This is a genomic window from Actinomadura fulvescens, assembly GCF_039533225.1.
Classification (GTDB): domain Bacteria; phylum Actinomycetota; class Actinomycetes; order Streptosporangiales; family Streptosporangiaceae; genus Spirillospora; species Spirillospora fulvescens.
On sequence record NZ_BAAATD010000008.1, the window covers coordinates 239,513 to 264,383 of the forward strand.

Here is a 24,871-nt window from a genome sequence, read left to right on the forward strand (position 1 = left end):
TAGGGGAGCGTGCGGAAGATGTCGGATCACTCTTGGTGGACGGTCTGCACGAGGCGGGTGCCGCCGCGGCGGTCGATGAAGTAGCCGCGGCCCGGCGGCAGCGCGTGGGCCTTGATGTTGCCGAGGACCACGCCCTCGTCCTTGTTGCCGGACATGAGCAGGCCCGGCGAGCCCATCTCCTTGATGCGCTGCATGATCGGGTCGTACATGCCACGGCCGGCACCGCCGAACGCGCGGGACACGATCACATGCAGGCCGATGTCGCGCGCCTGCGGGAGCAGCTCGGCGAGCTGGGTGACCGGGTTGTTGGACGTGGCCACCAGGTCGTAGTCGTCGATGACCAGGTAGAGGTCCGGGCCGCTCCACCACGACCGGTCCCGGAGCTGGTCGGGGGTGAGGTCGGCCGGTGGGAGCCGGTTCTTGAGGGCGCCGACGATGTCCTTGACCAGCGACGCCGCGGCGGTCGAGGACGCGGCGTACCCGATGCGGTGCTCGGTGTTGGCGTGGTCCAGCAACGACCGGCGGTAGTCCAGGAAGATCATCCGGGCCTGCTCCGGCGTGTACCGGTCGACGATGCCCTGGACGATCGTCTTGAGCATGTTGGACTTGCCGCTCTCGGTGTCGCCGATGACGAGGAAGTGCGACTCCTGCGAGAAGTCCAGGTAGACCGGCGACAGCGAGTCCTCGTCGATGGCGAACGGGATGCGGTTGCCGCTCTCGGCCGCCGCGGGCAGCTGGCTGACGGGCAGCACGGCCGGCAGCATCCGGACCTTCGGCGCTCCGGGGCCCTGCCAGTTGCCGGCGACGGCGCCGACGAACTTGCGGACGCCGTCGGCGATGTTGTCGCCGTTCGGCTCGCCGTCCAGCCGCGGCAGCGCCGACAGGAAGTGCAGCTTGTCGCGCGTCAGACCGCGGCCCGGCCGCCCCTCCGGCACGTTGGCCGCGAGCTTGCGGTCGACCTCGGACTCGTAGGGGTCGCCCATCCGCAGTTCGAGCTTGCTGCCGAACAGGTCACGGATCGTGGTGCGGAACTCCGACCACTTGTTGACCGTGGCGACCACGTGGATGCCGTAGCCGAGACCGCGCGCGGTCAGGTCGGTGATGACGGGTTCGAGGTTCTCGTAGTCCTGGCGGAGCGTCATCCAGCCGTCCACCACGAGGAACACGTCGCCGTAGCCGTCGCCCGGGATCTCGCCCGCGTCGCGCATCCGGCGGTAGCTGGCGATGCCGTCGATGCCGCGCTCGGCGAACTCGCGCTCGCGGCGTTCGAGCAGCGAGGTCACCTCGGCGACGGTCCGGCGGACCCGGTCGGTGTCCAGCCGGTTGGCGACACCGCCGACGTGCGGCAGGTCCTCGAACGCGGCGAGCGTCCCACCACCGAAGTCGAGGCAGTAGAACTGCATCTGCTGCGGCGTGTGCAACATCGCCAGCGAGGCGATGAGCGTGCGCAGCATGGTCGACTTTCCGCTCTGCGGGGCACCGGCGATACCGACGTTGCCCGACGCGCCGGACAGGTCGACGTACATCGGGTCGCGGCGCTGGTGGAACGGCCGGTCGATGATGCCGACGATCGCGTGCAGCTTGTTGCGCCACGCGTCGTTCTGCGTGGTCAGGCCGAGGCCCGGGACCACCGCCAGCGTCGGCAGCAGCTCGTCGAGCGTCGGCGGCGCGTCGAGCGGCGGCAGCCAGATCTCGTGCGCGGGCGGGCCGTGCCCCTCCAGCTGCTTGACGACCACGTCGAACAGCGAGGCCGTCGGCTCGTTGTCGTTGCTCTGCTGCTCCTCCTCCGGCTCTTCGATGATCTGCGGCCGGATGTAGTCGGGGATGTACGGCACGATCTGCCGGACGACGCGCTTGTTCCCCTTCTTGGCGGCGGGAGCGAGGTCTTCGGTGGCCGGGCCGGAGACGTACGCGGCGCGGAACCGGGTCATCGACTCGGTGCCGAACTTCATGTAGCCGTGGCCGGGTGCGGAGGGCAGCTCGTACGCGTCCGGGGAGCCCAGGACGACGCGCGACTCCTGCGCGGAGAAGGTGCGCAGGCCGATGCGGTACGACAGGTGGGTGTCCAGGCCGCGCAGCTTGCCCTCTTCGAGGCGCTGCGAGGCCAGCAGGATGTGCACGCCGAGCGACCGGCCCAACCGGCCGATCATCACGAACAGGTCGGCGAACTCGGGCTTGGCGCTCAGGAGCTCGGAGAACTCGTCCAGCACCAGGAACAGCGTCGGCATCGGCGGCAGCTCCGCGCCCTGCTCGCGCGCCTTGTTGTAGTCACGCAGCGAGGCGTAGTTGCCGGAGGCGCGCAGGTATTCCTGGCGGCGCACCATCTCGCCCTCCAGCGCCGCGTACATACGGTCGACCAGAGGGAGCTCGTCTTCGAGGTTGGTGATGACGGCCGAGACATGGTTGAGGTTGTCCATGCCGAGGAACGTCGCGCCACCCTTGAAGTCGACGAGCACGAAGTTGAGCTCTTCGGAGGAGTGCGTGACGGCGAGCCCCAGCACCAGCGTGCGCAGCAGCTCGGACTTACCGGAACCGGTGGCCCCGATGCACAGGCCGTGCGGGCCCATGCCGCCCTGCGCCGACTCCTTGATGTCGAGGGAGATCGGCCGGCCGTCGGGGTCGATGCCGATGGGCACGCGCAGCCGGTTGCGCGGGGCGCGCGGACGCCAGACCTCCCGAACGTCGACGGTGAACGGGTTGTCGATGCCGAGCAGCGAGGTCATCGTCGTCGCGGACGCCAGCGCGTCCTCGTCCAGGCCGCCCTGGGCGGCGCTGGCCCGCAGCGGGGCGAGCTGGCGGGCGAGCGCCTCGGCCTGCTGCAGCGTCATCGAGTCGGGCTTGCCGAGGCGGGTGCCGACGTCCTTGCCGGTGCGGTCCTTGGTGAGGCGGGCGATGCGCTCCTTCTGCACGGCCAGCCGCAGGGTGATCGACTCGTGCACCTGGGCGGCGGACCCGGTCAGGTCGATGATGCAGACGCCCTCGATGGCGTCGGCGGCGAGCTGGGAGTCGTAGGAGGCCTGGCCGCCGTCCATGATGATGATGTGGTAGGGCAGGTCGTCGGCGGAGAGGCCGGGCTGGAACCGCGGCCGGTCCTTGACCGACTGGCCGAACATCGCCTCCAGCGTCGTCATGGTCTCGCTCATGAGCCGGACCTGGCCGGCGGCGTCGTGCTCGGTGGGGTGCTGGGTGTGCGGAAGCCACTTGACCCACTGCCACCAGGGCATGCGCTCGCGCGAGGCGCACACCGAGATGTGCACGTCGTCGGGGGAGTGGAAGGCCGCGACCTGCATGAGCATGGCGCGGACCATGCCGTAGACCGCCTCGGGGTCGCCCTGCGGGATGATCCGCGCGAACGACCGGATGTTGGCCGCGATCGGCAGGTTGGGCACGTTGGCGTGCGTGCGCATGAACCGGCGGAGCGCACCGGCGCTCATCGGCTCCAGGTCCTCGACCGGCTTGGTCTCGGGGGCGATCAGCTCCACGGCCAGCTTCTGGGCGCCGGTGCCGAGGCGGACCTGCCCGAAGTCGTCGTCGGAGGGGCGGCGCTCCCAGAGCCGGGCGCTCATCACCAGCGACCACAGGCCCGCTGGGTCGGGGCTGCCCCACTCCAGGGCCTCGCGCTGCTGCTTCGCCGCGTTCCGGACCTTGCGCCGCACCTGACCCAGGTAGCGCAGGTAGTCGCGGCGCTCGTTGTTGAGCTTGACCTTCCGCTCGCCGCCGGTCCGGCCGACCTGCCCGAGCATCATGCCGAACATGGAGATCGCGAACATGCCGCCCGCCGCGTACTGCAGCGGGCCGCCGCCACGGCCGACCATCATGAAGACCATGGCGCCCGAACCCGCGAGCATGGGCAGGTACGTCATGACCGCCGAGAATCCCTGGGGGACCACCTCGGGGAGCTCGGGCGGAGACTCCAGCAGAATCTCGCCCCGCGGCATCGCAGGGGGTTTCCGCCGGTCACGACGGCGGACGAGAACCGTGCTCACGCTTCGTTTCCTTCCACCGGGGACCCGGAGTGGGAGCCCTGCCCGCCTCCCGCCCGGCAGGGACCGGACGGTCGCGACGCCGGCGTCTCCAGGTCACCTGCTTGCGCACGCATCAACCAAATCAAGCAAATGGTAGTGGTCCGGACTCACCGGTGAGAGCCCGATTCGTCACCTTCGTGGCTGATCATGAGCGATTCGCCAGTGGGATGGGCGGATCGGGGCGGTTTTGTGTCCCGAGACCGTTCATTGCGTAATCTTGGCGCGATCACATCCCCGGATGTGATCAGCGGCCACGCGATGTGATCAGCGGCATCTCACGGCCGCTGGCGCCACCCGCATGCCACCATGCAGAGTGGTCGTCCCCCGCCCATCGGTGGTCCCTGTCCACCCGTCCCGGACAACTGCGAGGAAGTCGTGAGCGCGCCCCCTGGAGCCGACATCTGCAGGATCACGGTCGTCGGACCGAAACGGCGAGTCGACATCGCCGTTCCTGCGGACGCCACGTTCGCCGAGCTCTACCCCACGATGCTGCGTTACGCGGGCCAGGACCTGGCCGACGCCGGTCTGGCGCACGGCGGCTGGATCCTGCAGAAGCTCGACCAGGCGCCGTTCGACCCGTCGGCCACACCTGGCCAGGCGGGGTTGCGGGACGGCGATTTGATCTACCTGCGGCCGCGGATGTCGCAGCTGCCCGACCTCGCCTTCGACGACGTTCCCGACGTGGTCGCCACGGCGGTCAACGACCGGCCGGGCCGGTGGCGGCCCGAGAACGCCCGCACGTTCGCCCTGGGCTGGGGGGCGACGGGCCTGGGCGTCGGTGCGGTAACACTCCTGCTCACCGGCCCCAGCTGGATCGTGCCGGCCGCGGCCGCCGGCGGCATCGCCCTGCTCCTGCTGATCGGCGCGATCGCCCTGTCGCGGGCGCTCGGCGACGCCGGGGCCGGGGCGATGCTCGGCTACGGGGCGATCCCCTACGCCTTCCTCGCCGGAGTGCTGGCGCCCGCACGTGACGACGCGCTGTCGGAGCTGGGGGCGCTGCACCTGACGGCGGGCTTCGGCGCCGCCGTGCTGGCGGCCACGATCTGCGCCTTCGCGATCTCCGACGGCATGCCGGTCTTCTACGGCGCCGCCGCGGCGACCCTGCTGGGCGCGATCACCACGGGGCTGGCGCTGGTCTTCGACTACGACGCGGCCGGAGTCGCCGCGATCACCATCGCGGTCTCGCTGGCCCTGACCCCGTTGCTGCCGGGCGTCTCGTTCAAGCTCGCCCGGGTGACGCTCCCGCCGGTCCCGAGCAGCGCCGAGGACCTGCGCCGCGACACCCTGATGGTGGACGGCCAGCAGGTCCTGGCCCGGTCGGCCGCCGCCGACCGCTTCGTCACCGGCGGCGTCTCGGGCATGGGCCTGATCGCCCTCGGCGGCTCGATCCCGCTGGCGCTGGAGAACGGATGGGTCGCCCCGACGATGGCCGTGGTGGTGGCGCTGGCGATGTTGCTGCGGGCCCGGATGTTCCGCGGCCGGGCGCAGAAGCTCTGGATGCTCGTCCCCGGCGTCATCGTGCTGGCCGTGCTCGCCGTCGGCACGGCGTTCACGACCGAGTCCGAGACGTTCCTGCTGGCGGGCGTGCTGGCCCCGGCGCTCGTCGTGTCGGGCATCGCGGTCGGCGTCGGCATCTGGCTGCCCAAGAACCGGCTCACCCCGTTCTGGGGCCGGGCCGGTGACATCATCGAGATCCTGCTGGTCGTCGCGCTGATCCCGCTCGCGCTGGGCGTCAGCGGCGTCTTCGAGTGGGTCCGCGGCCTCGCGGGCTGAGGGGGCAGGTAGATGCAGACCAAACGCGATCTGCTGCAGGCGCACCAGCTGATGACCCAGCGCGCCGCCCAGGCACTGATCCTGGGTGAGCCGGACAACCCGGAGCAGCCCCTCAAGCGGCTCAACGTCGGCACGTTCTCCGGAATCATGGCGGCCGTCCTGGTCGCGGCCGGGTTCGGCATCGCCGGGCTGCTCATGGGCAGTGGCGGCAAGGGCCTCGACGACCCGCAGATGCTCCTGATCGAGAAGCAGACCGGCACCCGGTACGTGTGGTGCCTGCCGCAGGGACAGAAGGAGAAGGCCCTGTGCCCGGTGGCCAACTACGCCTCCGCCAAGCTGGCGGTCGGCGGCCAGGGCAAGCAGAAGTCGGTGTCGTCCAAGTCGCTGTCGAAGTTCCGCCGCGGACCGGTGATCGGCATCGCCGGCGCGCCCGACAGCATTCCCGACCGCAAGCGCCTGGTGGGCGGCCCGTGGTCGGTGTGCGTGCGCACGACCACCGGCCAGAGCGGCCAGCTGCGGCCGGTCGTCTCACTGGTCGGCGGCCAGAACGTGGGCGGCCGCGCGCTCGACGCCAACGCCGCGGTGGTGGTCACCTCCGCCGGATCGGACTGGCTCGTCTACAACAACCAGCGGCTGAAGGTCAGTGACGGCGGCCGTACCGTCCTCGGCAACACCCAGCCGGTGCCGGTCTCTCCGGTCTTCATCAACGCGATGCCCGAGGGCCCCGCGTTCGGCCCGCCGGACGAGGTCCGCAACGGCTTCGGCCGCCAGATCAACACATCGGGCGGCGCGGCCGGCAAGCAGGGCCAGGTCTTCCACGACAAGACCAACGACCGCTACTACGTGCTGATGCCGGACGGCTATGCCTCGATCTCCAGGATTCAGGCCCAGCTGATCCAGGCGATGCCCGAATACCGGACCATGCCGCCCGAGGCGCCCGTCCAGCCGGCCCAGGTCACCTCGAACCCCTCGCGGCAGGTGTTCTCTTCGCGTGGTCTGCCGGACAAGCAGCTCCAGCCCGTCCGGTACGACGCCAAGGAAGCGCTCTGCGTGGTCTACAAGAACCTGGGCAACGGCATCGCCACGCCGCAGCTCACCGTCGGCGGTGGCGCCAACCTGCCGCTGCCCACGACGCAGGGCAACGGCGGCGTCGACAACGTCGTGCTGCCGCCGGGCAGCGCGGTGCTGGCGGGCGCCCTCACCACCAACGAGCAGGCGATCAGCAGCTACTACTTCGTCTCCGACACCGGCCGTAAGTACGCGGTGAAGAACGCCGACGCCGCCAAGGCACTCGGCTACACCATCTCAAGCGACAGCAGCAGCGATGTGGAACCTGTCCCCGCGGCTCTCCTGCGGCTGCTACCGGAGGGTCCGGCGCTGGCTCTCCTCGACCCCAACAACCCGCCACAACTCAACACGCAGGGAAACATGGGCCAGTAACCGGCCCCGAAGGTGCCAAGGCCGCGTGTCCGGTAGCGGGCGTGGCCGGATGCGGCATCACCCGGTGTGCCGGCTTGCGCCGATGGACGGTCCGTCGCGTCGCCGTACGACTTGGACGGAAACCAGCAGCTAGCCGGACGTTAGTCCGAATGTAGCCAAAAAGATCACATCGTCCCGGGTCGGCTTGGTAGGTTGGCCAGCCGTGTTCCACCGGGCTTGACATGACGGAGGTGTAGAGCGTGGGTCAGGCGTTCAGCACGACGTACTCGACCATGCAGCAGGCAGAGGCTCTCTTCAAGAACAAGCACAAGGAGATGACCACGCTGCTGGACTCCCTGGAGGCCGACCTGCAGAGCGGGCTGGCCCGGTGGGAGGACGACGCGCGCGACGCCTACTTCGAGCAGCAGGCCAAGTGGGACAAGGCGGCCCGGGACGCGGCGAAGGCCGTGGACGAGTTTTCGCAAGCGATCCGGACGGCGCACGACAACTACAAGAAGGCCGAGAACTCCAACACCGGCATGTGGGCGTAAGGCATTCGCCCCATATCGCACCAAGCTGTCACTGTGTGTGGTTTGGTGGCAGAGCCCCTCTTGGGGTAGATCGACAGTGATGCGGACGTTGCCGTAATCTGGTAAAGCCCTGGCGGCTTTGTCTGCCGGGCACGCCGGGCAAGGTGTGGCTCCCGATTTTTTTGATCAGCTCGGCAACCGACGGGGCCCGCGCCGCATCAAAGAACCTAGAGACACTGGGAAGGGTGACTGATGAGTCAGAAGTCAGCGGTCGACAGAGCAGAAATGGCTCAGGCGGCCCAGCGGGTCGAGTCTGCGGCGCAGGACCTTCACAAGATCAAGGGCGACCTGAGCTCGGAGCAGCAGCAGCTGCAGGGGCAGTGGGTCGGTGAGGCCTCCAGCGCCTTCACCAAGGTCTACACCGAGTTCGACAGCGAGCTGAACAAGGTCATTCAGGCCCTCGAGACGCTGCACGAGAAGATGACGCAGGCCAAGATCAACTACGAGGCCAGCGAGCAGCAGCAGACCGAGGACGTCAACCGGCTCAACTCCCTGCTCAACGGCTGACGCGCCGGCCTGAGTACACAGACCTGAGGCTACGGAGGAACCCTCGATGAGCTACAGCTCGATGAACTTCGGCGCTATGCAGCAGGCATACGCCGCGTTCCAGCAGAAGTACAGCGCCATGCAGGCGGAGCTCGACGACCTTGAGAAGTCGGTCGAGTCCAAGCTGGCGCAGTGGGAAGACGACGCCAAGAACGCCTACATGGACGCCAAGCGTCAGTGGGAGGCCTCGGCGGCGGACATCGGCCGTGTCATGAACGCGCTCGGCACGGTCATCAACTCCTCGTCGGAGACCGGCCAGTCCACCATGCGGGCCAACACCCAGATGATCGGCGGCTGACCGCGGTCGGCATCCCGGCCGCCCGCCCGTTCACGGGGCGGGCGGCCGATTCGGGGATCGTCCCGGGGTCAGCGGACGGTTCCCAGGCAGAGCAGGCAAGTAAATAGAAGCGGGCGCGGTTCAGCCCGCAGGAGGCTGACATGGTTTTGGACGGCGGCGGAGGCGGCTACGGGGGCTTCTACCTGGACTCGTCTTGGCCAGGACTCGAGGCGACCAAAGACGTCGACATCGACAAGGACGAGGTCGAGCGAATCCTGAAGGAACTGCGGGCCGACTACGAGGGCTACTCCAGCGGGAGCGGCACCGTCAACGACCTCCAGTCCAAGGGCAACATCAACACCGCGCACCTGGGCAACTACCCCGCGGCTCAGAGCCTGCAGGCGAGCACCCAGGCCACGTACAACCAGTTCACCGCTCAGTACAACAACTTCCTGAACAGCTACGAAGCGATCATCACGGCCCTCGAGAACGCGGTGAAGGGCTACAAGGACATGGAGACCAACAACACGGCTTCGGCCAATGGTGTGACCACCGGCAACTCCAGCTCCAAGCCCACGACCGGCAACACGCAGTCGTACGCCTAGGCACCACGTAGCGCGCCCCTCGCAGCGAGCCTTCGTAACACCAGGAAGTGAGACCAGAACGATGACCGAAAGCAGGCCGCAGACTACCCCGCTGCGTGTCGAGGCCTCCCCGCCGGGCGAGTGGGACGGTGGCCTCGATGAGATGAAGCAGATCCTCGAGAACTTGCAGCCCGGCAAGGTCAAGGAGGCAGGCGCCGCGTACACCGCCGCTGCCGCCAAGTTCGAGACGACCGCCGGACTGCTCCGCTCCCGCGCCGACGCGCTGTCCAAGGTCTGGAAGGGCGAGGACGCCGCTGCCGCGCAGAAGCAGATGCAGCGTCTGAACGCCACGGCCAAGGAGATGGACGCGCGGCTCGGTCAGGCCGGCACGGCGCTCGACCACCACGCCAACCAGCAGATCGAGTTCCAGAAGACCGCTCCCGGCGGCGGCGTCATTCCCAACTTCACCTACACCGACGCCACGGTGTTCGCGGTCGGCGCCACCATCGCGGGTCCCGCGGGTGGCGTTCTGGCCGTCGGTGGCAAGAAGGTCGCCGATGTCGTCGGTGACCTCACCGGCTGGTGGGACAGCGAGGAGAAGGCCCTCGCCAAGGAGCACATGAAGAAGCTCCAGGACACCACTATCAACACCAACAACAACTGGATGCCCAAGGAGGTCACCACCGACCTTCCCTACGGCGGCGGCAACGACAAGTGGGAAAGGCCGCCGACGGAGACGGGCAACTACGGCAAGCCACCCGGTACGGGCGGTACTCAGGGCATCCCCGGTGGCGGTGGAAGCATCCCCGGTGGTGGCGGCGTTCCCGGTGGCGGCGGCATCCCCGGTGGGGGAGGCGGCATTCCCGGTGGCGGTGGCGGCGGTATCCCCGGTGGCGGTGGCGGCGGCGGTGGCGGCATCCCCGGCGGAGGTGGCGGCATCCCGGGTGGGGGTGGCGGTATCCCCGGTGGCGGTGGCGGCGGTAGCGACCTCGCCGGCCTGCCCAAGAACAACGGCGGCGGTGGCGGCGGCCTTGGCGGCGACCCGTTCGGCCGTGGTGGCGGCGGCGCCGGTGGCGGCGGTATCCCCGGCGGTGGCGCCGGCGGCGGTGTCCCCGGTGGCGGTATGGCCGGTGCCATGCCCGGCGCGGGCATGGGCGGCGCCGGTCGCGGTGCCGGTGCCGGCGGCGGCCGCGGACTCGGCAAGGGCGGCATGCGGGCAGGTGGCATGGCCGCGGGACCGATGGGCGGTGCCGGTGGCCGCGGCGGCGGCAGCGAGGAAGAGAACGAGCGTTCCACCTGGCTGACCGAGGACGAGGACATCTGGGGCGGCAGCGACGGCGACGCCGCGCCTCCGGTAATCGGCTGAGCCGTAACAGCACGGTTTCCGTGAAGATGGACAAGGCGGTGTGAACGGCCCGGTATGCTCCGGGCCGTTCACACCGCTTTCGCATTAGTGAGGTAGTTGTGCGACGGATGACTAGGTTCCTGGCCGCCGCCGGTGCGAGCTCACTGCTCGCGCTGTCGGTCGCGACCCCGGCCGGGGCGGTCCCGGGCCCGCGAAGCGAACAGTGGTGGTTCTCCGCCTGGGAGATCCAGAAGAAGGTCTGGCCGGTCAGCCAGGGTGCGGGTGTCACCGTCGCGGTCATCGACACTGGTGTGAACGCTCAGCTGCCCGAGTTCGGCGGCGGTGTCGTCGTCCCGGGCGTCGATCTGGATCACGGATCAGGCGACGGGCGCACCGATACCGACAACGAGAAGGGCGGCCACGGAACGGGTATGGCCGCGCTGATCGCCAGTCAGGGCGGGCGTACGGGCTTCGTCGGCGTGGCCCCGCAGGCGAAGATCATGCCGATCGTGGCCAAGGGCTTCGTGGAAATGCCCAAGGGCATTCGATACGCCGTGGATCACGGTGCAAAAGTGATCAGCATCTCGCAGGGACGTGTCGCGAACCGCGGTTGTGACCCGGACACCCAGAAGGCGGTGGGCTACGCACTGCAGAAGGACGCCGTGGTCGTCGTGTCCGCCGGCAATGAGGGCAACAAGGGCAACCCCTCCAACGCTCCCGCCAACTGTGCGGGTGTTCTTTCGGTCGGTGCCGTCGACAACAAGAAGAAGGCGTGGATCGGTACGCAACGGCAGCCGTACGTGGTCGCGGCGGCGCCGGGAGCGCCGGTCACCTCGGTCGGCAGGGACGGCAGGCTTGTCGGAGATGTGATCGGGACGAGCCAGGCCGCCGCGCTCACGTCGGCGGTCGTCGCCCTGGTGCGTTCGAAGCATCCGCAGCTGTCGAACCGTGAAGTCGTACAGCGGATTCTCGCGTCGACGGTGGACGCCGGACCGCCTGGCAAGGACAACATGACCGGCACCGGTGTCATCATCCCGGAGCGGGCGCTGACCGCCAACGTGCCCAAGAGCGCGCCCAACCCGGTCTTCGCGAGATACGACCAGTGGGCCAAGACCCAGCCGCAGGGACAGGGTGGACAGACGGGCACCCAGACGCCGGGTATCACCGAGCCGAAGAACAACGACGACCGCAACAGCATCATCACGCTCGTCATCGCCGTCGGTGCGATCCTCGGGGTGCTGCTGCTGGCAGTTGTGATCTTCGTGTTCGCCAGGCGCGGCGGTAAGGGCGGCCCGCCCTCCGGTGGCTTCGGCGGCGGTCCCGGTGCGGGGCCGGGGCAGCAGGCCGGTGGTCCGCCGCCTGGCTGGGGAGCCGGAGCTCCCGGGCAGAGCGGTGGATATCCCATGCCGCCCCAGGGGCCGCCCGGACAGCAGGGCCCGCCGCCCGGATACCGGGGCTGAGGTTGGCTAGCATGCAGGTTCTGTCAGACGACAGGCTCCCCAGAGAGGCAATGCGTTGAAGAAGCTGTTGGTCATGCCCGCAGCCGTGCTGGCGCTCGCGCTGAGCGTGAGCGCGTGCGGTTCCGACGACAAGGACCCGAAGAGCGCGGCGTCGGGCAGCCCGTCGAGCGGTGCGGGTTCCACGGCGCCGAGCGCTCCGGCGGTCATCACGCCGAGCAACAACCCGGCACCCGGAAGCGGAGCGGGCGCCGGCAACGGAAGCGGCGGCGGCACCGGCAACCTCTCGCCGGCGCAGAAGAAGTCGCACGCCAAGCTGGTCAAGGTCGCCGCGTGCATGCGCGCCAAGGGCTACACGGTCGACGACCCGAAGCCGGGTGACTTCGGCGTGACTCCCAAGAACGTCACGGACGCCGACAAGGCCAACAAGGACTCCGCTGACTGCGTCAAGCAGGCGAACGCGGGAGGCTGAACCAGCTCGACATAACGCCCGGGCGAACGCAATCACCTTGTGATGCCGGTTTCGCTCGGGCGTTACTAGTGTTCTCCCCATGAGAAGCGTGGGAGCGATCCTGTTGATGGTCGTCGGCGGTTTCACGCTCGCCGTGGGTCTGGTCATCGCCCTGGCATCGGCGAAGAAGTGCTCGACGACCGACACATCATGCCCGCTCAAGCGCGAGGCCTCCCGGAACTTCGCCCTGTCGACCACGATCGCGGGCACCGGCGTCCTCGTGGCCGGTTCGGTCATCTCGCTCGGCCCGAGCATCCAGCGTGCCGGTCAGGCCGCGCCCGCTCCGGTGGCGATGCACACGGCCGCCGCCGGCGGGCCGTGGCCGGGCACGCAGGCTCAGGCGGCGCCCCCCGTGCAGCCCGGTTATCCGTACCAGCCGCAGCAGTCAGGCCCGCAGCAGCAGCCGCCCCAGCACTCAGGTCCGCAGCAGCAGGCTCAGCATCCGGGGCAGCAGCAGCACTCAGGTCCGCAGCAGCCGCCTCAGTCTCCGGGACAGCCGCCTTCGTAGGCTCGGGTCAGGCTCGCCCTTCGAGCTGGGCGAACGCGACGTTCCACCATGACTCGGGGTCGGTGAAGGCCTCAAGGTCAAGCGTGGTCAGCTCCGCCCGTAGCTGGGCAGCTGGGATCGTGCGCGTGGCCTTGCCCTGGTCGGCGCGGATGAACAGGTCGAGCCTGTACAGGAACTCGACGAAGGCGGCGAGGCTGGAGTTGACGGTTTCGAGGCCGACCGTCGGCCCGAGGTCGAGAAGAACGACCTTCCCGTTGTCGCCGTCGAGGCAGTAGTACATCTTCTCGTCCGGCACGGCGCCGATCACGATCAGGGCGCGTGCCGGCTCGCTGCCCGCCTGGATGTCCAGCACGTTGAAGAGCTCGAAATCGCCCTCGACGTAGGCGGTGAAGACCGGCGCGACCTCGGCGGGAATCGCGGCCTCGGGAGACAGCGCCCGCAGGTCGAACTGCAGATGCTCGACACGGTCCTGCGGAAGGTAGAGCAGCCCGTTCTCGCCCCAGAGCGTGAGCATTTCCTGATATGACAGCACGCTAGTCTCCCAGGAAGCCTTGGTCGCGGAGGAACTCGTACCACCAGTCCTCGGCGCCGGACAGCCGGAGATAGCCGCCGCCGAGAAGATAGTCCGTCACGAACTCGTCGACGTCCGGAGTGAGCCGCTCGAAACGGCTGTCGAGGTAGGTCTCCCGGTCCAGTTCGGGAAACCACCAGACCGCCGCGGTCGACTGCTCGATCACGAGAGGGAAGTCGACGTGCACGCCGAAGCAGAGCCAGTCGCCGCGGTCGCCTCCCAGCTTCTCGATCGCTTCGGGGTCGTCGAGGTAGTACTGGTTGCGGTCGAGCTCGCGGTCGGTGAACAGGCCGACCTGCCCGACGCGCAGGCCGTTCGAAAGCTCGTAGAGGTCACGCAGGTCCGCCGGTAGCCCGGACCAGCGTTCGGCGGAGCCCTGGCGGCCGCCGGGCGGGAGCTTGGCGAACATGTAGGAGTCCGGTGCGTCCTCGACGGCGCGCCGGACGTTGTCGAACTTCTCTCGCGTTTCCTGTCTCATACGATGATGTTGATCCTCAATGGAGTGCCGTCGGGAAGGTTGCGGATCTGCTGCCGGATCTGGGTTCCGACCCGGCCGTTGGTGAAGGAATCCAGATATCTGAGGTTGTTTCTCAGGTCCGCACCCGCCGTCTGAAGCTCATTGACGTGGTCGAGTTGCATCCGTGTCGGATCGGTGATCCGGTCGATCAGGCGTCTCGAAAGCGCGGGATTCCGAGTGCCGTACTGCTGGTGAATTCTGCGGATCAGATCCTGCTGGTGGGCCACCCGGCGTGTACCGTCGCGCGGCCGGACCGGGTTGATGGCCTTGAACAGGTTACCGTCGTCGCCCAGCCGCTGCAGTGCCCTGGCCTTGCGGAGGAACTCCGCCTTGGGCATGCCGGGCTCGTGCCGCAGGTCGATCGTCACCGGTCGCTGCGGGCCATGCCTGCGCGACCACCGGATGAAGCTCGCCGCCGCCTTGAAGACGCCGCGCGCGTTGTTCTGGCCCGCCGCGCGGGGCGCCTGGTAGCGCCTGAGGACGAGGAAGAGCAGCAGCAGCGAGAGCACGGCCCCGAAACGGCTTCGGTCACTCCGGACGGCGTCATCCATGGAGGCGCTCCGGACGGCGTCATCCATTGAGGATCGCCTGGAGGGCCATGTCGATGAGGATGTCGATGACGGCACCGGCGATCTCCTTGAAGATGGGGATCTCGGCGAGCGAGGCGCCGAAGGTGACGGGGGCGGTCGCGATGGCCTGCGCGATCTGGATGGCCAGGATGACCAGCTGCACGATCACGTTGATCTTCAGTGCGAGCACGATGCCGCCGCAGACCATCAGGCCGGCGCCGATGATGTTGGCGGCCGTGGTGAAGTCCTGGAGGCTGGACTTGGCCGAGTCGTCCGCGGTCCAGGTGGTACGGAACGCGTCGATGTCGGCGCCCTTGTTGACCTGCCACACGCGCCCGGCGTGCGCGTCGAGGTCGCCGAGCGGCCCACTCTGCTTCGCGGCGAAGCCCAGCCAGGCGTTGCCCATCTCCATGAGCTTCATCTCGTCGGCCTCGGGCCAGGTGTAGCCCAGCATCGACAGCAGCGAGCGGAGTTCGCCGGGTAGCTGGAGTCCCATCAGCCCAGCACGTCCCTGACCCGGTTGACCTCCACGACGTTGTGCTCCTCCGCCTTCACGTAGTTGGTGCCCACCGCCTGGACCTTCTCGGCGTGCTCGTCCAGGCTCTGGACGTTGTCGTTGTAGCACTCCACGGCGACCTCGTAGATCGCCAGATAGCAGCCGCCGATCAGCGAGCCGATGTCGTCGGTGCCCCAGGGCTCGCCGAAACCGGCGAGCTCGCCCTGGAACGCCTCCCAGTCGGCCTTCAGCTGCTGTGCGGAGGACTGGATGCCGCGGCCCGCACCGCGAATCTGCTCCGGGTCGACCTCATATCCCGGCATGCCCATGGGACCACCCCCTTGTTCACGTGTTCAGCGACTTTCGAAGCCGTTCATCAGGTCCTGCAGCGACCGGGTGTAGGTGCGCAGCTGCCGCATGCTGAGATCCTGCGCCTCGCGAAGTCGTTCCGTCAGCTCGGCGCCCGCCACGGCCCCGGCGGAACGGGCCGCCGTCGCCCGTTCGAGATCCTCCAGAGCTGCGTTGATCGCGGCCATCGCGCGTTCCGCGAGCTCGTGGGAGGCGAGCCGGTGGGCGCGCGGGCCGATCTCGACGGTCTCGATCCGGCCGCCGGCGGCGACGGACGCCCGGATCAGCCGATCGGGGTCGTGGCCCTCGCCCCGGAGCTCGGTCGCCCGGTCGCCGGTCTCGTCCCGGGGACCGCCGGCCTCGGCCGCGGCGCTGATCGTGCTGCTCAGCAGCCGGTCGAGGTCCTCGGTGGCGGATTCGTGGCTCATCGCCTGCTCCCCTGGATGCGGGCGGTCGCCTCGCTTAGCGACTGGCTGATGAGCTCCAGTTGCCTGAGGCCCTGCTCCTGTACGTCGCGCAGGGTCTGGGCGAGCGCCGCCGGGTCCGGCGGCTGCTCGGTGTCGGCGGTCTCCGCGCGGGCACGCAGATCGTCGAGCGCGGCGTTGGCCGCCGCCGCGATGTGCGCGCCCAGCTGGTCCGGCGGCTGCCGCAGCGTACGGGGGTCGAGTTGGAGGCCGACCAGACGGCCGCCCGCCGCCGTGGCCCGGACCCGCTCGTCGTCCGCGGTGCCGGTGCCGCGCATCGCCGTCCGCGGCGCATCGGCGTCGGCCCGGTCGGCTCCGCGTCCGGTGTCGCGTCCGGTGCGGCCGTCGCCCGTTCGCAGGGAGGCGAGCCGCTCCCGTGCCACCCGTAGCCGCTCGTATGGATCGTCGCTCGATGAATCGCCCACGCGCACTCCCCGTTGATCAAATGGCGCAGATGGCTCAGTACGATACCAATCCGCCCGTTTCGCAGGAGGAGCGCGCGAGCCGCGCCCACGATCAGCAGGCCTCTCGGTCACAGAACACAGGCCCGGCCGATGGAGAGCGGCGGGCCCGGTGTCCTTGATCATTTGGTGCGTAAAGAGCAGATCGGGGCGGAACGGCGTAAAAAAGAACGATATTGTGCGCGCAACGTCCCCCCGCCTTCTGACGAGGAAGCCGAGTTGAGCACACCACCACCGCCTGGAGGGCCCTACCCGCCGCCACCGCCCGGTGTGCCCGGAGGCCCGCCCCCCGTCTACCCGCCCTTCCCGCCCGGTGGGCAGGCGCCGCCGCCCTTCCCGCCGCCGCCCCCCGGCATGCCGGGCGGCCCGCGGCCGCCCAAGGCGAACCCGGCCGCGTTCCTGATCGTCCTGATGCTGGGGCTGCTGGTCCTCGGCGGCTGCGGTGTCGGCGGATTCATCCTGCTGTCGGACGACGATGACGACCCGGGGAGCAACACGACTGCGGGGTCGAGGCCGTTGTTCCCGACCTCGGTGCCCACGCCGACGTTCTCGGCGCCGTCGTTCCGGCCGAGCACGCCGACCACCCCCAGGAAGGCCGAGGTCGGGCCGTCCTTCTTCGCGAGGTCGCTCTCGACGAGCAGCGGCACGTACCTCCAGTCCAGCTCGTGGCAGCGGAGCTGCACGGCGGGGACCAAGCTCAAGCCGCGGCTGGCCTCGCTGCTGCGGCAGGAGGACTGCAGGGGCCCGCTGTACGGAGCCATGTACCAGGGGCCGAACAAGCGCACCTACGTCCAGATGACGCTCATCCGTTTCCCCGACTCGTCGACCGCCAGGTCGGTGTCGCGGCGCGTCAACGCCTCGACCGCGCCGGTCATCCGGGTCGCGTACGGGAACGAGCCCGGCCACTGGTGGTCGAGCTCGTCGGTGGGCGAGTACGTCCTCATCCGGCAGTCGTTCAACAACGAGGCCCGGTATCCCGGTCCGCGCAGCGGCCCGGCGCAGGTCCTCGGGGACGTCCTCATCCGCCGCTTCCAGGCCGAACTGTCGAACGTCTACGTCTGGTCCAACTGACGCCCCGGCGGGGACGGCGGGGACGGCGGGGACGGCGTCAGCGGCGGGGGTTGCCGATCTTGGCGATGGTGTCGTTGAGCGCCTGGGTGATGAGCTCCATCTGGCGGAGGCCCTGGTTCTGGATCTCCTCCACCTGCTTGCCGAGGGCATCGGTGTCGACGCTCTCGCCGGTCGCGGCGCCGGCGGCCTTGGTGCGCAGGTCGTCCAGCGCCGCGTTCACCGCGACCACGATCTGCTCGCCCAGCTCCGCCGACGCGAGCCGCATGGCGCGGGGGTCCAGGTCGACGCTCTTGAGCCGCCCGCCCGCCACGACCGTGGCCCGCACCCGGCCGTCGGCGGCCTGCCCCGCACCCTCGACCGGCGTCCCGCCGCGCCCGGCGGTGCCCGAGCCGGCGGCCCCCGCCGCCGCGGCGGGCCGGTCGGCCTCGCCGCCCTTGCGCATCGACTCCAGGGTCTTGCGCGCGTCCGTCAGCATGCGATCCAGCTCGGCGCCAGAGAAGTCCGCCACGCCCCCGGTCCTTTCATGATCATGAATATTGCCTGTAGGGAGGATAACGAGATCCCGCGGACACGGGTATGGCGCGGGGTGCCGCTCCTGTCATCATCATGGGTCGCGGATACCGGGCGGCACAGAGGGGATACGGGGGTACCCGGCGTCTCGTAGGCTTGCGAGAGACGAAAGGGAGGCAGGTGTCCGACTCGAGCTGGCAGCACGCCGTACTGCGTGATCTTGGCGCGTCCCAGCGGGGGCTCGCGACGCTCGAGCCCACGTCAGAGGGCACCGCGGAGGGCGCCTGGGGAGCCGACGCCGCGCCGCGGCCCGTTCCCGAACCCGCCGCGCCGCTGGCCGCGCCCGCCGTGATCCCGGGCACCGGGCCCGAGGTCATCCAGGGCACCGGACCCGCCGTCATCCAGGGCACCGGGCAACCCGACGTGATCCAGGGCACCGGGCAACCTGACGTGATCCAGGGGACCGGACAGCCCGCCGTCATCCAGGGCACAGGACCGGCCGACGTGATCGGGGGCACCGGTCCGGTGCTGCCGGACAGCGAGCCGGCGATCCAGGGGACCGGTCCGGTCCTGCCCGGGCCGCCGCCGGCGCCTCCGGTTCCGCCGTCCGCTCCCGTTCCGCCGACGTACGAGCAGCAGACCTACGAGCAGCAGACCTACGAGCCCGAACCCGAGCCTGAGGTCGAGGCCGCCGGGGAGGCCTTGGCGGCGCCGCTCGTCAACGAGGAGTACAGCTGGGACGCGGCCATCTCTCCGGTCCCGACCGGTCAGGCGCCGGGTGTCGTGTCCGAGGACGAGCACGACGACCAGGGGCACCCGGGCGGTTCGTACGACCAGCCCGCCGCCGTGCAAGGCCCCGCCACACCGCATGCCCCCGCCCCAAATCCACAGCACGCCGCCGGTGGCGTGCCGATGGCGGACGAGTTCGTCCGCAAGAACGTCCACGGCGACCCGCTGATGCGCCGTGTCGGCCGTGGCGTGCGCAAGGCCGTCGGTGCCTCCGGCTCGGCGGGCGTGAAGACCCAGGCGGAGATCGTCGAGCTGTTGCAGCGCCCGGTGTCGAGCTACCGCCAGCTCGCCGTGGCCAGCGTCCGCGGCGGGGCGGGCAAGACCACCATGGCCGCGCTGCTGGCGACCCAGCTGGCGCGCCACCGCGCCGACCGGGTGCTCGCCATGGACGCCGACGCGGAGCTCGGCTCGTTGCCGCTGCGCCTCGGGGTCCGTTCGGAGCTCTCGTTGTTCGACCTGGCGGCGCAGCAGCCGCGCACGTTCGAGGAGGCCGCGCGCTATCTGATGCGCACGAACGACGGCCTGTGGGTGTTGTCGTCGACGCGCGGCGGCCGGATCGCCGGCGAGTTCAACCTGGAGACCTTCCAGACCGCGCTCTCCTCGCTCGCCCGCTACATCTCCACCGCGGTGGTCGACTGCGGCGCGGGCATCCTGACCGAGCTGCACCGGGGCATCCTGTCCACCACGCACGGCCTGGTGCTCGTCACGCCCGGCACGGTCGACGGGGCGCTGAGCGCCCGCGGCGCGCTGGAGTGGTTCGCGAACAGCGGTCAGCAGGCGCTCATGTCCCGTACGGTGATCGCGATGGTCATGCATGCTCCCCAGGTCGGCGCCGATCTCGAACGCGCGGCGCAGATGCTCGGCGCCTGGGGGGTGCCGGTCGTCCGGGTGCCGTACGACCGGCATGTGGCGGCGGGCGCGGCGCTCGACCTGACCAGGATCGGCGAGGCGACGCGTGCGGCCGTCGACCGGGTGGCGTACGAGGCGTTCGGCCGTGCGCTCGGCATGCCGGGGGTGGCCCGGTGAGCTGCGACCTGGTCGTGCTGGCCCGCCGGCAACCCGACGTCCACGCCGTCATCGACGGCATGGTGGCCTTGGGTGAGGCCGTGCACATCCGTGGCGGCGACCCCAAGCCGACCCTGTTGTTCGACGCCGACCGGCGGCTGCTGGTCTCGATCGAGGACCCGGTGCTCGTCGCGGTGCCGGGCGAGGTCGGGCGCCTGCTCGGCCCCGAGTTCGGTGCCCGCGCTCCCGCGCCGGTGTGGTGGGTGGACGTACGTGTCGTCGCCGACCTGCCGGACGCACAGAGGGTGGCCCGCAAGTTCGCCGAGGCCCTCGTGCACTGGGTCGGCGGCACCGTCTATCCGGACGGCGCCCCCGAGGCCCAGGTGCGCAGCTGGAAGGCCACCGACCAGCCCGCCGGCGGCGCCGCGTCCTACTCCGGCGGAGTGATCCAGAGTTAGGGCACGCCCTGGGGTGAGTCCCGGGATCGGTCTGCGGCCTGGCTGTCGGAGACGCCCCCGGTCACCTTTGGCCGTGGTGGGCGAGGACGCGCGTCAGCAGCCGGACGAGCTGGTCGCGTTCGGTGGCCGACAGCGGCGCGAGCAGGTCGTCCTGGACGCCCGCCAGCACCTTGTCGAGCCGGTGGAACTGCTCCCGCCCGGCCGGCGTGACCGTGACGATGTTGCGGCGGCGGTCCGACGGGTCGGGTGAACGTTCGATCAGCCCGCGGTCGGCGAGGTCGTTGAGCGCCGCCACCACGTCACTGCGGTCGATTCCCGTGCGGCGGCCGAGCGTCGCCTGGCTGGCGGGGCCGAACTCCTCCAGCGCCGCCAGCAACCGGTAGTGGTAGCCACGGGAGTCGGTGGCGGCGAACGCCTCCGAGAGCAGCCGGTGGGCCTGCATGGACGTCTGGCTGATCAGCCAGGTCGGCAGCCCCATCAACCGCGAGGGCGTCTCGTCAGTCATGCGCGGCAGTCTAGTGGGCTTGTTGGTGGCGCCCACGATCTCGGCCCGGGAACGCGAAACGGCGCCCGCCGGATCGGCGGGCGCCGCCTCGGTCGACCTTTGACCGGCCGGTCTGGACGAGCTAGTTGGACCAGCTGATCACGTTGGCGATCTCGATGCCGAGCTCGCCGGAGGTGTTGTAGACGGTGCCGTTGCGCTCGCCCGCGTCGCTGCCGCTCGCCCAGTAGCCCTGCGAGTAGACGACGAACTGGCCGCGCGTCCAGCTGCGGGTCCAGGAACTGGGGTTGCGGGTCAGGGTCGGCAGGCCGCTGCCCGAGGGCGGCAGGAGCAGCGTCGGGTCGGCGCCCTCGCTGGTGTCGTCGTTGACCGCGGCGGCGGCCGACGAGTCGGCGAAGCGCAGGACCGACACCACGGTGACGACCGTGCGCGACGGGTTGGTGTAGAGCGCGGACTGCATGTCCTGGGTGCAGGAGTTGGTGCGCAGCGCCTTCTGCAGCTCCGCGCCCGCGCGGCTGACGCAGCTGCCCGAGCGGATGCCGCCGGCCCGGGTGAAGGTGGTCCCGGCGGAGGTGGTGACCGTGGACTTGAGGATGGTGCTCAGGTCCTCGGTGGTGGTCGACTGCGAGGCCGACGGCGTGATCGGCGTCGCGGTCGTCGGCGACAGCGTGACGGGCTTGTAGTCCTTGTCGTCGCCGTCGAGCACGACGAAGGCCCCCACCGCGACGACGATCACGACGAGGACCGCGCCGATGATCAGCAGCGGGATCAGCGGGCCGCCGCCGCTCGGCGGGCGCGGCGGCATGGGCGGGGGCGGATAGCCGCCCGGCGCGGGGCCGTAGGGCGGCGGTTGCCCGTAGGGCGGCGGGCCCTGCATGGGGCCTTGCGGAGGAAATCCCGGCTGGCCGGGCGGGGGATTCTGGCCAGGCCATTCAGGAGGGTTCATCACAGCTCCAGGCCGGTAGTCATGAAATAAGAGTAAAGGTCGGGCAAGACTACCGAGGACCCAGCCTAGGACACACTAGAGATCGTTCACCTTGCCGCCAGGGATGGTCATTCCGGGCCGCGCACTCAGGGGAAACCTTCAACTTACGCCCAGGCCAGGTTGGGCAGGCGCCTCGGAAAGGCTTCGTATTCGCCTGGCGGCGGGGAGCGCGTGGAACGACGCCTTTGGCTCTCTGTTACTGCTGATCTTGATGTGTCGTACGGGGCCAGGTCCCAGATAGTGGACGGTGCCGGAGTGCCGGTTCCCATTCACGCGGGACCGTCGGTCTCGGCGGCGCGCCTACGCCTGGTTGCCCGCCTACGCCGGGGCGCCCGCCTACGCCTGGTTGCCCGCTTATGCCTGGCTGCCTGCCTGCAGGTGCTGCATCAGGTGGCGGTGGCGCTGCCATCCGTCCGGTGAACGACCGTCGCCGAGCGGGAAGAGCGTCAGCGGCGTGCGCGGGGGACCGACCTGCTGGCCCGCGATCCCGGCCGGGCCGGTCACGTTGCCGCTGACCGCGAGGGCGACCGGAGCGGGGGCGCCGGTCCAGCGCGGCTCGGTGGTGAGGTCGGCGCGGCCGGGGGTGAGCTGGACGAAGAGCGAGGCCACGGGCTGATCGGCCGCCATCCCGCCGACCAGGGACGGCAGGTGCTGGAGCGGCGGCGGGTCCTCGGGCGCGTAGCCGACCGTGACGGTGCTCACTTCGGCGAAGCCGCCCGCTCCGCTCGCGGAGAACTCGCAGACCGCCTGGGCGGCCCGCGGGCCGTCGCCGCCGACGATGAGACGGGCGCTCGAACGGCCCCGCACGTACTCGGTGAACCGGTCGTTCTGCCAGCGGTGCTCAAGCGGCTCCGCCGGGCCCCAGCCCGCCGGGGTCTTACCGGTGAGAAGCTGCAGAAGCCGCTCGACCGGGCCGCCGATGTTGCCTTCGCCGCCGTGCCGCATGCGGTAGACGAGGGTGAGCTGCGCGCCGATCGGCGCCGCGGGCCGGCTGGTGAAGCCTGGCGCATAGTCGCGCGCCTCGGGCACCGGGGTGAACGCGCGGCCGTCCCATCGCAGGGGCCGTCCCGTCAGGCCCTCGTAGTAGCCGTCGCCGTCGCGGACGACCCACTGCACCCCGGTGCCGGTGGCGGCCGTGCGGAGGGGCAGCGACAGGCGCGAGTCGAGGGGCGTGACCACCTGCAGGACGCGGCCTGATCCGGCGCTGTCGTCGATGGCGTCGGCCAGCCATGGGTGCAGCGCGACCACAGGCCGGTCCTGCAGTACGACCATGGCCTGATCGGTCATCGCGTCGACGGTGCTCATCCTGCGAGCGAGTCTAGTGGGGATCGACTTTTGCCGTGATGGCCGTGACAGGTGTCCCAAGTGTGCTGAAATGTAACCGATGCAGCGATTGGCCGCGCCAGACAATGCGTTCTGGGACGAAGACCCGGCTCCGCAGTCGCCGCGGCACCAGCCGCGTCCGCCGACACGGGGCCGGGGCTGGCGCGTGCTCGGATGGTTGTCGATCGTGATGTCGGCGCTCATGGTCATCGGCAGCATCGGCGCGTACATGACCTGGCGCAGCCTCGACGGGCAGATCGACCGCGAGAACGTGGACGACAAGCTCGGCGACAAGCGTCCCGCCAAGCTCAACAACTCGATGAACATCCTGCTGATGGGGTCGGACACGCGGGCCGGTGAGAACGCCCGCTACGGCGCCGAGGGCGGGGAACGTTCCGATACCACGATCCTTCTGCACATCTCGCCGGGCGGCGAGCGCGCCATCGGCATCAGCTTCCCCCGCGACACGATGGTGCAGATCCCCTCGTGCACCAAGCGGGACGGCGGCAAGTCGGTCCCGCAGCTCACCATGATGAACGCCGCGTACTCCATCGGCGGCCCGGCCTGCACCTGGAAGACGATCGAGGCGACCACCGACATCCGCATCGACCACTACGTCGAGGTGGACTTCTCGGGCTTCAAGCGCGTGGTGGACGCCCTCGACGGCGTCGAGATCTGCGTGCCCAAGGCGATCAACGACCCGAAGGCCGAGCTCGTCCTCAAGAAGGGGCGCCAGACCGTGCGCGGCGACCAGGCGCTCGGCTACGTGCGGACCCGCACCGGCGGGCTGGGCGACGGCTCGGACCTGTCGCGCATCCAGCGGCAGCAGACGTTCATGGCGTCGGTGGTCCAGAAGGCGACCGCCAGGGGCATGCTCACCGACCCGGGCAAGGCGTACGGGTTCCTCTCCGCCGCCACCAAGTCGATCAAGGCCGACGACCGGCTGACGCTGTCGGTCATGCAGAAGCTCGCGGGCAGCCTCAAGGGCATGAGCGCGGGCAAGGTGAGGTTCGTCACCGTCCCCGTGCAGGCGTACCCGCAGGACAAGAACCGCGTGCAGTTCAACATGGCGCTGGCCAAGCCGCTCTTCGAGGCGGTCAAGCAGGACAACACCCTGCCCGAGCCCGCGCCGCCGCCCATCCCGGCGCAGCGGCCGGGGGCGAAGGTGCCGGCGCGCCCCGTCCAGCCCAGCAAGGTCCAGGTCGCGATCTACAACGCGACCAAGACCGACGGGCTCGGCCAGCGCACCGCCGACCAGCTGGAGGAGAAGGGCTTCAAGATCGCCAAGGTGGGGACGAAGAAGGCGTCCGCCGGCTTCCGGACCCAGATCCTGTACGGCACGGGCGCCGAGCGTCAGGCGGCCGCCCTCGCCGCCGCCCTTCCAGGCCATCCGCCCAAGCCTTGGGCGGGCGGCAAGCCGGGGCTGGTCTATCTGGTCATCGGCAAGGACGGCGCCGTGATGCCCGGTGAGGGCAAACCGCTTCCCAAGATCAACGGAGAGGTCCGGGCCGACCGTGACGTCTGCGCCCAGACCTGAGGACACGGCTGGCCGGGTGCGGCCGAGGCCCGCCCGACCAGATGAAGAGCAGATGAAGATAGCCCGCGAGGAAGGTGGATCCGGCATCGCCACAATCGGCCCACGGGTATCTTGGCGGCACGCAAACCGATAAGGCCACCAAAGCGTCATATGTAGGACAAGTACCACTGGCTTGCCAGCTCCCCCTCGCGTCGTCCCCCACGGTGCCGCCCCCCGGCCCGTGACCCCCG

26 protein-coding genes are annotated in these 24,871 nt (G+C 69.9%); 14 read left to right on the plus strand and 12 right to left on the minus strand.

Annotation, left to right across the window (positions count from 1 at the left end; translation table 11 throughout):
* Positions 1-26: 26 nt before the first annotated feature.
* Entirely contained in the window at positions 27-3,986 is a 3,960-nt protein-coding gene (gene eccCa / locus ABD333_RS28830) for a type VII secretion protein EccCa (RefSeq protein WP_344545651.1), read from the minus strand.
* Between the two features lie 414 nt (positions 3,987-4,400).
* Here eccCa and eccD point away from each other — a divergent pair, with 414 nt between their 5' ends.
* From eccD to ABD333_RS28880, 10 genes are all read left to right on the plus strand, one after another.
* Positions 4,401-5,798, plus strand: a complete 1,398-nt coding sequence (eccD, locus tag ABD333_RS28835; protein ID WP_344545652.1) for a type VII secretion integral membrane protein EccD — start codon at positions 4,401-4,403, stop codon at positions 5,796-5,798.
* Between the two features lie 12 nt (positions 5,799-5,810).
* Complete coding sequence (gene eccB, locus ABD333_RS28840) at positions 5,811-7,238, plus strand: type VII secretion protein EccB (RefSeq protein WP_344545653.1); 1,428 nt, start codon at positions 5,811-5,813, stop codon at positions 7,236-7,238.
* Positions 7,239-7,477: 239 nt separating this feature from the next.
* Positions 7,478-7,768: a WXG100 family type VII secretion target gene (locus ABD333_RS28845; protein ID WP_344545654.1), complete on the plus strand. Its 291-nt coding sequence runs from the start codon at positions 7,478-7,480 to the stop codon at positions 7,766-7,768.
* Between the two features lie 231 nt (positions 7,769-7,999).
* The gene (locus tag ABD333_RS28850) at positions 8,000-8,314 is read left to right on the plus strand and encodes a WXG100 family type VII secretion target (RefSeq protein ID WP_344545655.1); all 315 of its coding nucleotides are present in this window, start codon (positions 8,000-8,002) and stop codon (positions 8,312-8,314) included.
* Positions 8,315-8,360: 46 nt separating this feature from the next.
* Complete coding sequence (locus ABD333_RS28855; RefSeq protein WP_344545656.1) at positions 8,361-8,651, plus strand: WXG100 family type VII secretion target; 291 nt, start codon at positions 8,361-8,363, stop codon at positions 8,649-8,651.
* 140 nt (positions 8,652-8,791) lie between these two features.
* Positions 8,792-9,235, plus strand: a complete 444-nt coding sequence (locus ABD333_RS28860) for a hypothetical protein (RefSeq protein ID WP_344545657.1) — start codon at positions 8,792-8,794, stop codon at positions 9,233-9,235.
* A gap of 61 nt (positions 9,236-9,296) precedes the next feature.
* Positions 9,297-10,580, plus strand: a complete 1,284-nt coding sequence (locus tag ABD333_RS28865) for a WXG100 family type VII secretion target (RefSeq protein WP_344545658.1) — start codon at positions 9,297-9,299, stop codon at positions 10,578-10,580.
* Between the two features lie 107 nt (positions 10,581-10,687).
* Positions 10,688-12,019, plus strand: a complete 1,332-nt coding sequence (locus ABD333_RS28870; RefSeq protein ID WP_344545659.1) for a S8 family serine peptidase — start codon at positions 10,688-10,690, stop codon at positions 12,017-12,019.
* A gap of 73 nt (positions 12,020-12,092) precedes the next feature.
* Positions 12,093-12,488, plus strand: coding sequence for a hypothetical protein (locus ABD333_RS28875; protein WP_344545660.1), 396 nt, complete (start codon positions 12,093-12,095; stop codon positions 12,486-12,488).
* Positions 12,489-12,567: 79 nt separating this feature from the next.
* Entirely contained in the window at positions 12,568-13,035 is a 468-nt protein-coding gene (locus tag ABD333_RS28880; protein WP_344545661.1) for a hypothetical protein, read from the plus strand.
* Between the two features lie 7 nt (positions 13,036-13,042).
* On the opposite strand, the gene ABD333_RS28885 is transcribed toward ABD333_RS28880, so the two are convergent.
* Genes ABD333_RS28885 through ABD333_RS28915 form a run of 7 tightly spaced genes read right to left on the minus strand, consistent with a single transcriptional unit; the run spans position 13,043 to position 16,425 of the window.
* Positions 13,043-13,567, minus strand: coding sequence for an SUKH-4 family immunity protein (locus tag ABD333_RS28885; protein WP_344545662.1), 525 nt, complete (start codon positions 13,565-13,567; stop codon positions 13,043-13,045).
* Position 13,568: 1 nt separating this feature from the next.
* Entirely contained in the window at positions 13,569-14,084 is a 516-nt protein-coding gene (locus ABD333_RS28890) for a hypothetical protein (RefSeq protein ID WP_344545663.1), read from the minus strand.
* Complete coding sequence (locus tag ABD333_RS28895) at positions 14,081-14,674, minus strand: hypothetical protein (RefSeq protein WP_344545664.1); 594 nt, start codon at positions 14,672-14,674, stop codon at positions 14,081-14,083. The genes ABD333_RS28890 and ABD333_RS28895 overlap by 4 nt, the downstream gene beginning before the upstream one ends.
* A 19-nt stretch (positions 14,675-14,693) precedes the next feature.
* On the minus strand, positions 14,694-15,188 hold the full coding sequence (locus ABD333_RS28900; protein ID WP_344545665.1) for a WXG100-like domain-containing protein: 495 nt from the start codon (positions 15,186-15,188) through the stop codon (positions 14,694-14,696).
* Positions 15,188-15,517 carry a hypothetical protein gene (locus tag ABD333_RS28905; protein ID WP_344545666.1) on the minus strand — a complete coding sequence of 110 codons (330 nt, stop codon included), beginning with the start codon at positions 15,515-15,517 and terminating at the stop codon, positions 15,188-15,190. The genes ABD333_RS28900 and ABD333_RS28905 overlap by 1 nt, the downstream gene beginning before the upstream one ends.
* A gap of 24 nt (positions 15,518-15,541) precedes the next feature.
* A complete protein-coding gene (locus tag ABD333_RS28910; RefSeq protein ID WP_344545667.1) occupies positions 15,542-15,964 on the minus strand; it encodes a YbaB/EbfC family nucleoid-associated protein in 423 nt (140 codons plus the stop codon).
* Positions 15,961-16,425, minus strand: coding sequence for a YbaB/EbfC family DNA-binding protein (locus tag ABD333_RS28915; protein WP_344545668.1), 465 nt, complete (start codon positions 16,423-16,425; stop codon positions 15,961-15,963). Before ABD333_RS28915 ends, ABD333_RS28910 begins: the two co-directional genes overlap by 4 nt.
* A 255-nt stretch (positions 16,426-16,680) precedes the next feature.
* Here ABD333_RS28915 and ABD333_RS28920 point away from each other — a divergent pair, with 255 nt between their 5' ends.
* Positions 16,681-17,532, plus strand: coding sequence for a hypothetical protein (locus ABD333_RS28920; protein ID WP_344545669.1), 852 nt, complete (start codon positions 16,681-16,683; stop codon positions 17,530-17,532).
* 37 nt (positions 17,533-17,569) lie between these two features.
* On the opposite strand, the gene ABD333_RS28925 is transcribed toward ABD333_RS28920, so the two are convergent.
* Positions 17,570-18,040, minus strand: coding sequence for a YbaB/EbfC family nucleoid-associated protein (locus tag ABD333_RS28925; RefSeq protein WP_344545670.1), 471 nt, complete (start codon positions 18,038-18,040; stop codon positions 17,570-17,572).
* Between the two features lie 182 nt (positions 18,041-18,222).
* Here ABD333_RS28925 and ABD333_RS28930 point away from each other — a divergent pair, with 182 nt between their 5' ends.
* Together ABD333_RS28930 and ABD333_RS28935 are read left to right on the plus strand one after the other, a co-directional pair.
* Positions 18,223-19,857 carry a MinD/ParA family ATP-binding protein gene (locus ABD333_RS28930; protein ID WP_344545671.1) on the plus strand — a complete coding sequence of 545 codons (1,635 nt, stop codon included), beginning with the start codon at positions 18,223-18,225 and terminating at the stop codon, positions 19,855-19,857.
* On the plus strand, positions 19,854-20,294 hold the full coding sequence (locus ABD333_RS28935) for a hypothetical protein (protein WP_344545672.1): 441 nt from the start codon (positions 19,854-19,856) through the stop codon (positions 20,292-20,294). The genes ABD333_RS28930 and ABD333_RS28935 overlap by 4 nt, the downstream gene beginning before the upstream one ends.
* A 61-nt stretch (positions 20,295-20,355) precedes the next feature.
* Here ABD333_RS28935 and ABD333_RS28940 read toward each other — a convergent pair whose 3' ends face one another.
* From ABD333_RS28940 to ABD333_RS28950, 3 genes are all read right to left on the minus strand, one after another.
* Positions 20,356-20,799, minus strand: coding sequence for a MarR family winged helix-turn-helix transcriptional regulator (locus ABD333_RS28940; RefSeq protein WP_344545673.1), 444 nt, complete (start codon positions 20,797-20,799; stop codon positions 20,356-20,358).
* 121 nt (positions 20,800-20,920) lie between these two features.
* Entirely contained in the window at positions 20,921-21,742 is an 822-nt protein-coding gene (locus ABD333_RS28945; RefSeq protein ID WP_344545674.1) for a hypothetical protein, read from the minus strand.
* A 393-nt stretch (positions 21,743-22,135) separates the two neighbouring features.
* Positions 22,136-23,086, minus strand: a complete 951-nt coding sequence (locus tag ABD333_RS28950) for a DUF6177 family protein (protein ID WP_344545675.1) — start codon at positions 23,084-23,086, stop codon at positions 22,136-22,138.
* Between the two features lie 184 nt (positions 23,087-23,270).
* Here ABD333_RS28950 and ABD333_RS28955 point away from each other — a divergent pair, with 184 nt between their 5' ends.
* Positions 23,271-24,641 (plus strand): LCP family protein, encoded by a 1,371-nt coding sequence (locus ABD333_RS28955; RefSeq protein ID WP_344545676.1) that lies wholly within the window; start codon positions 23,271-23,273, stop codon positions 24,639-24,641.
* Positions 24,642-24,871: the final 230 nt, after the last annotated feature.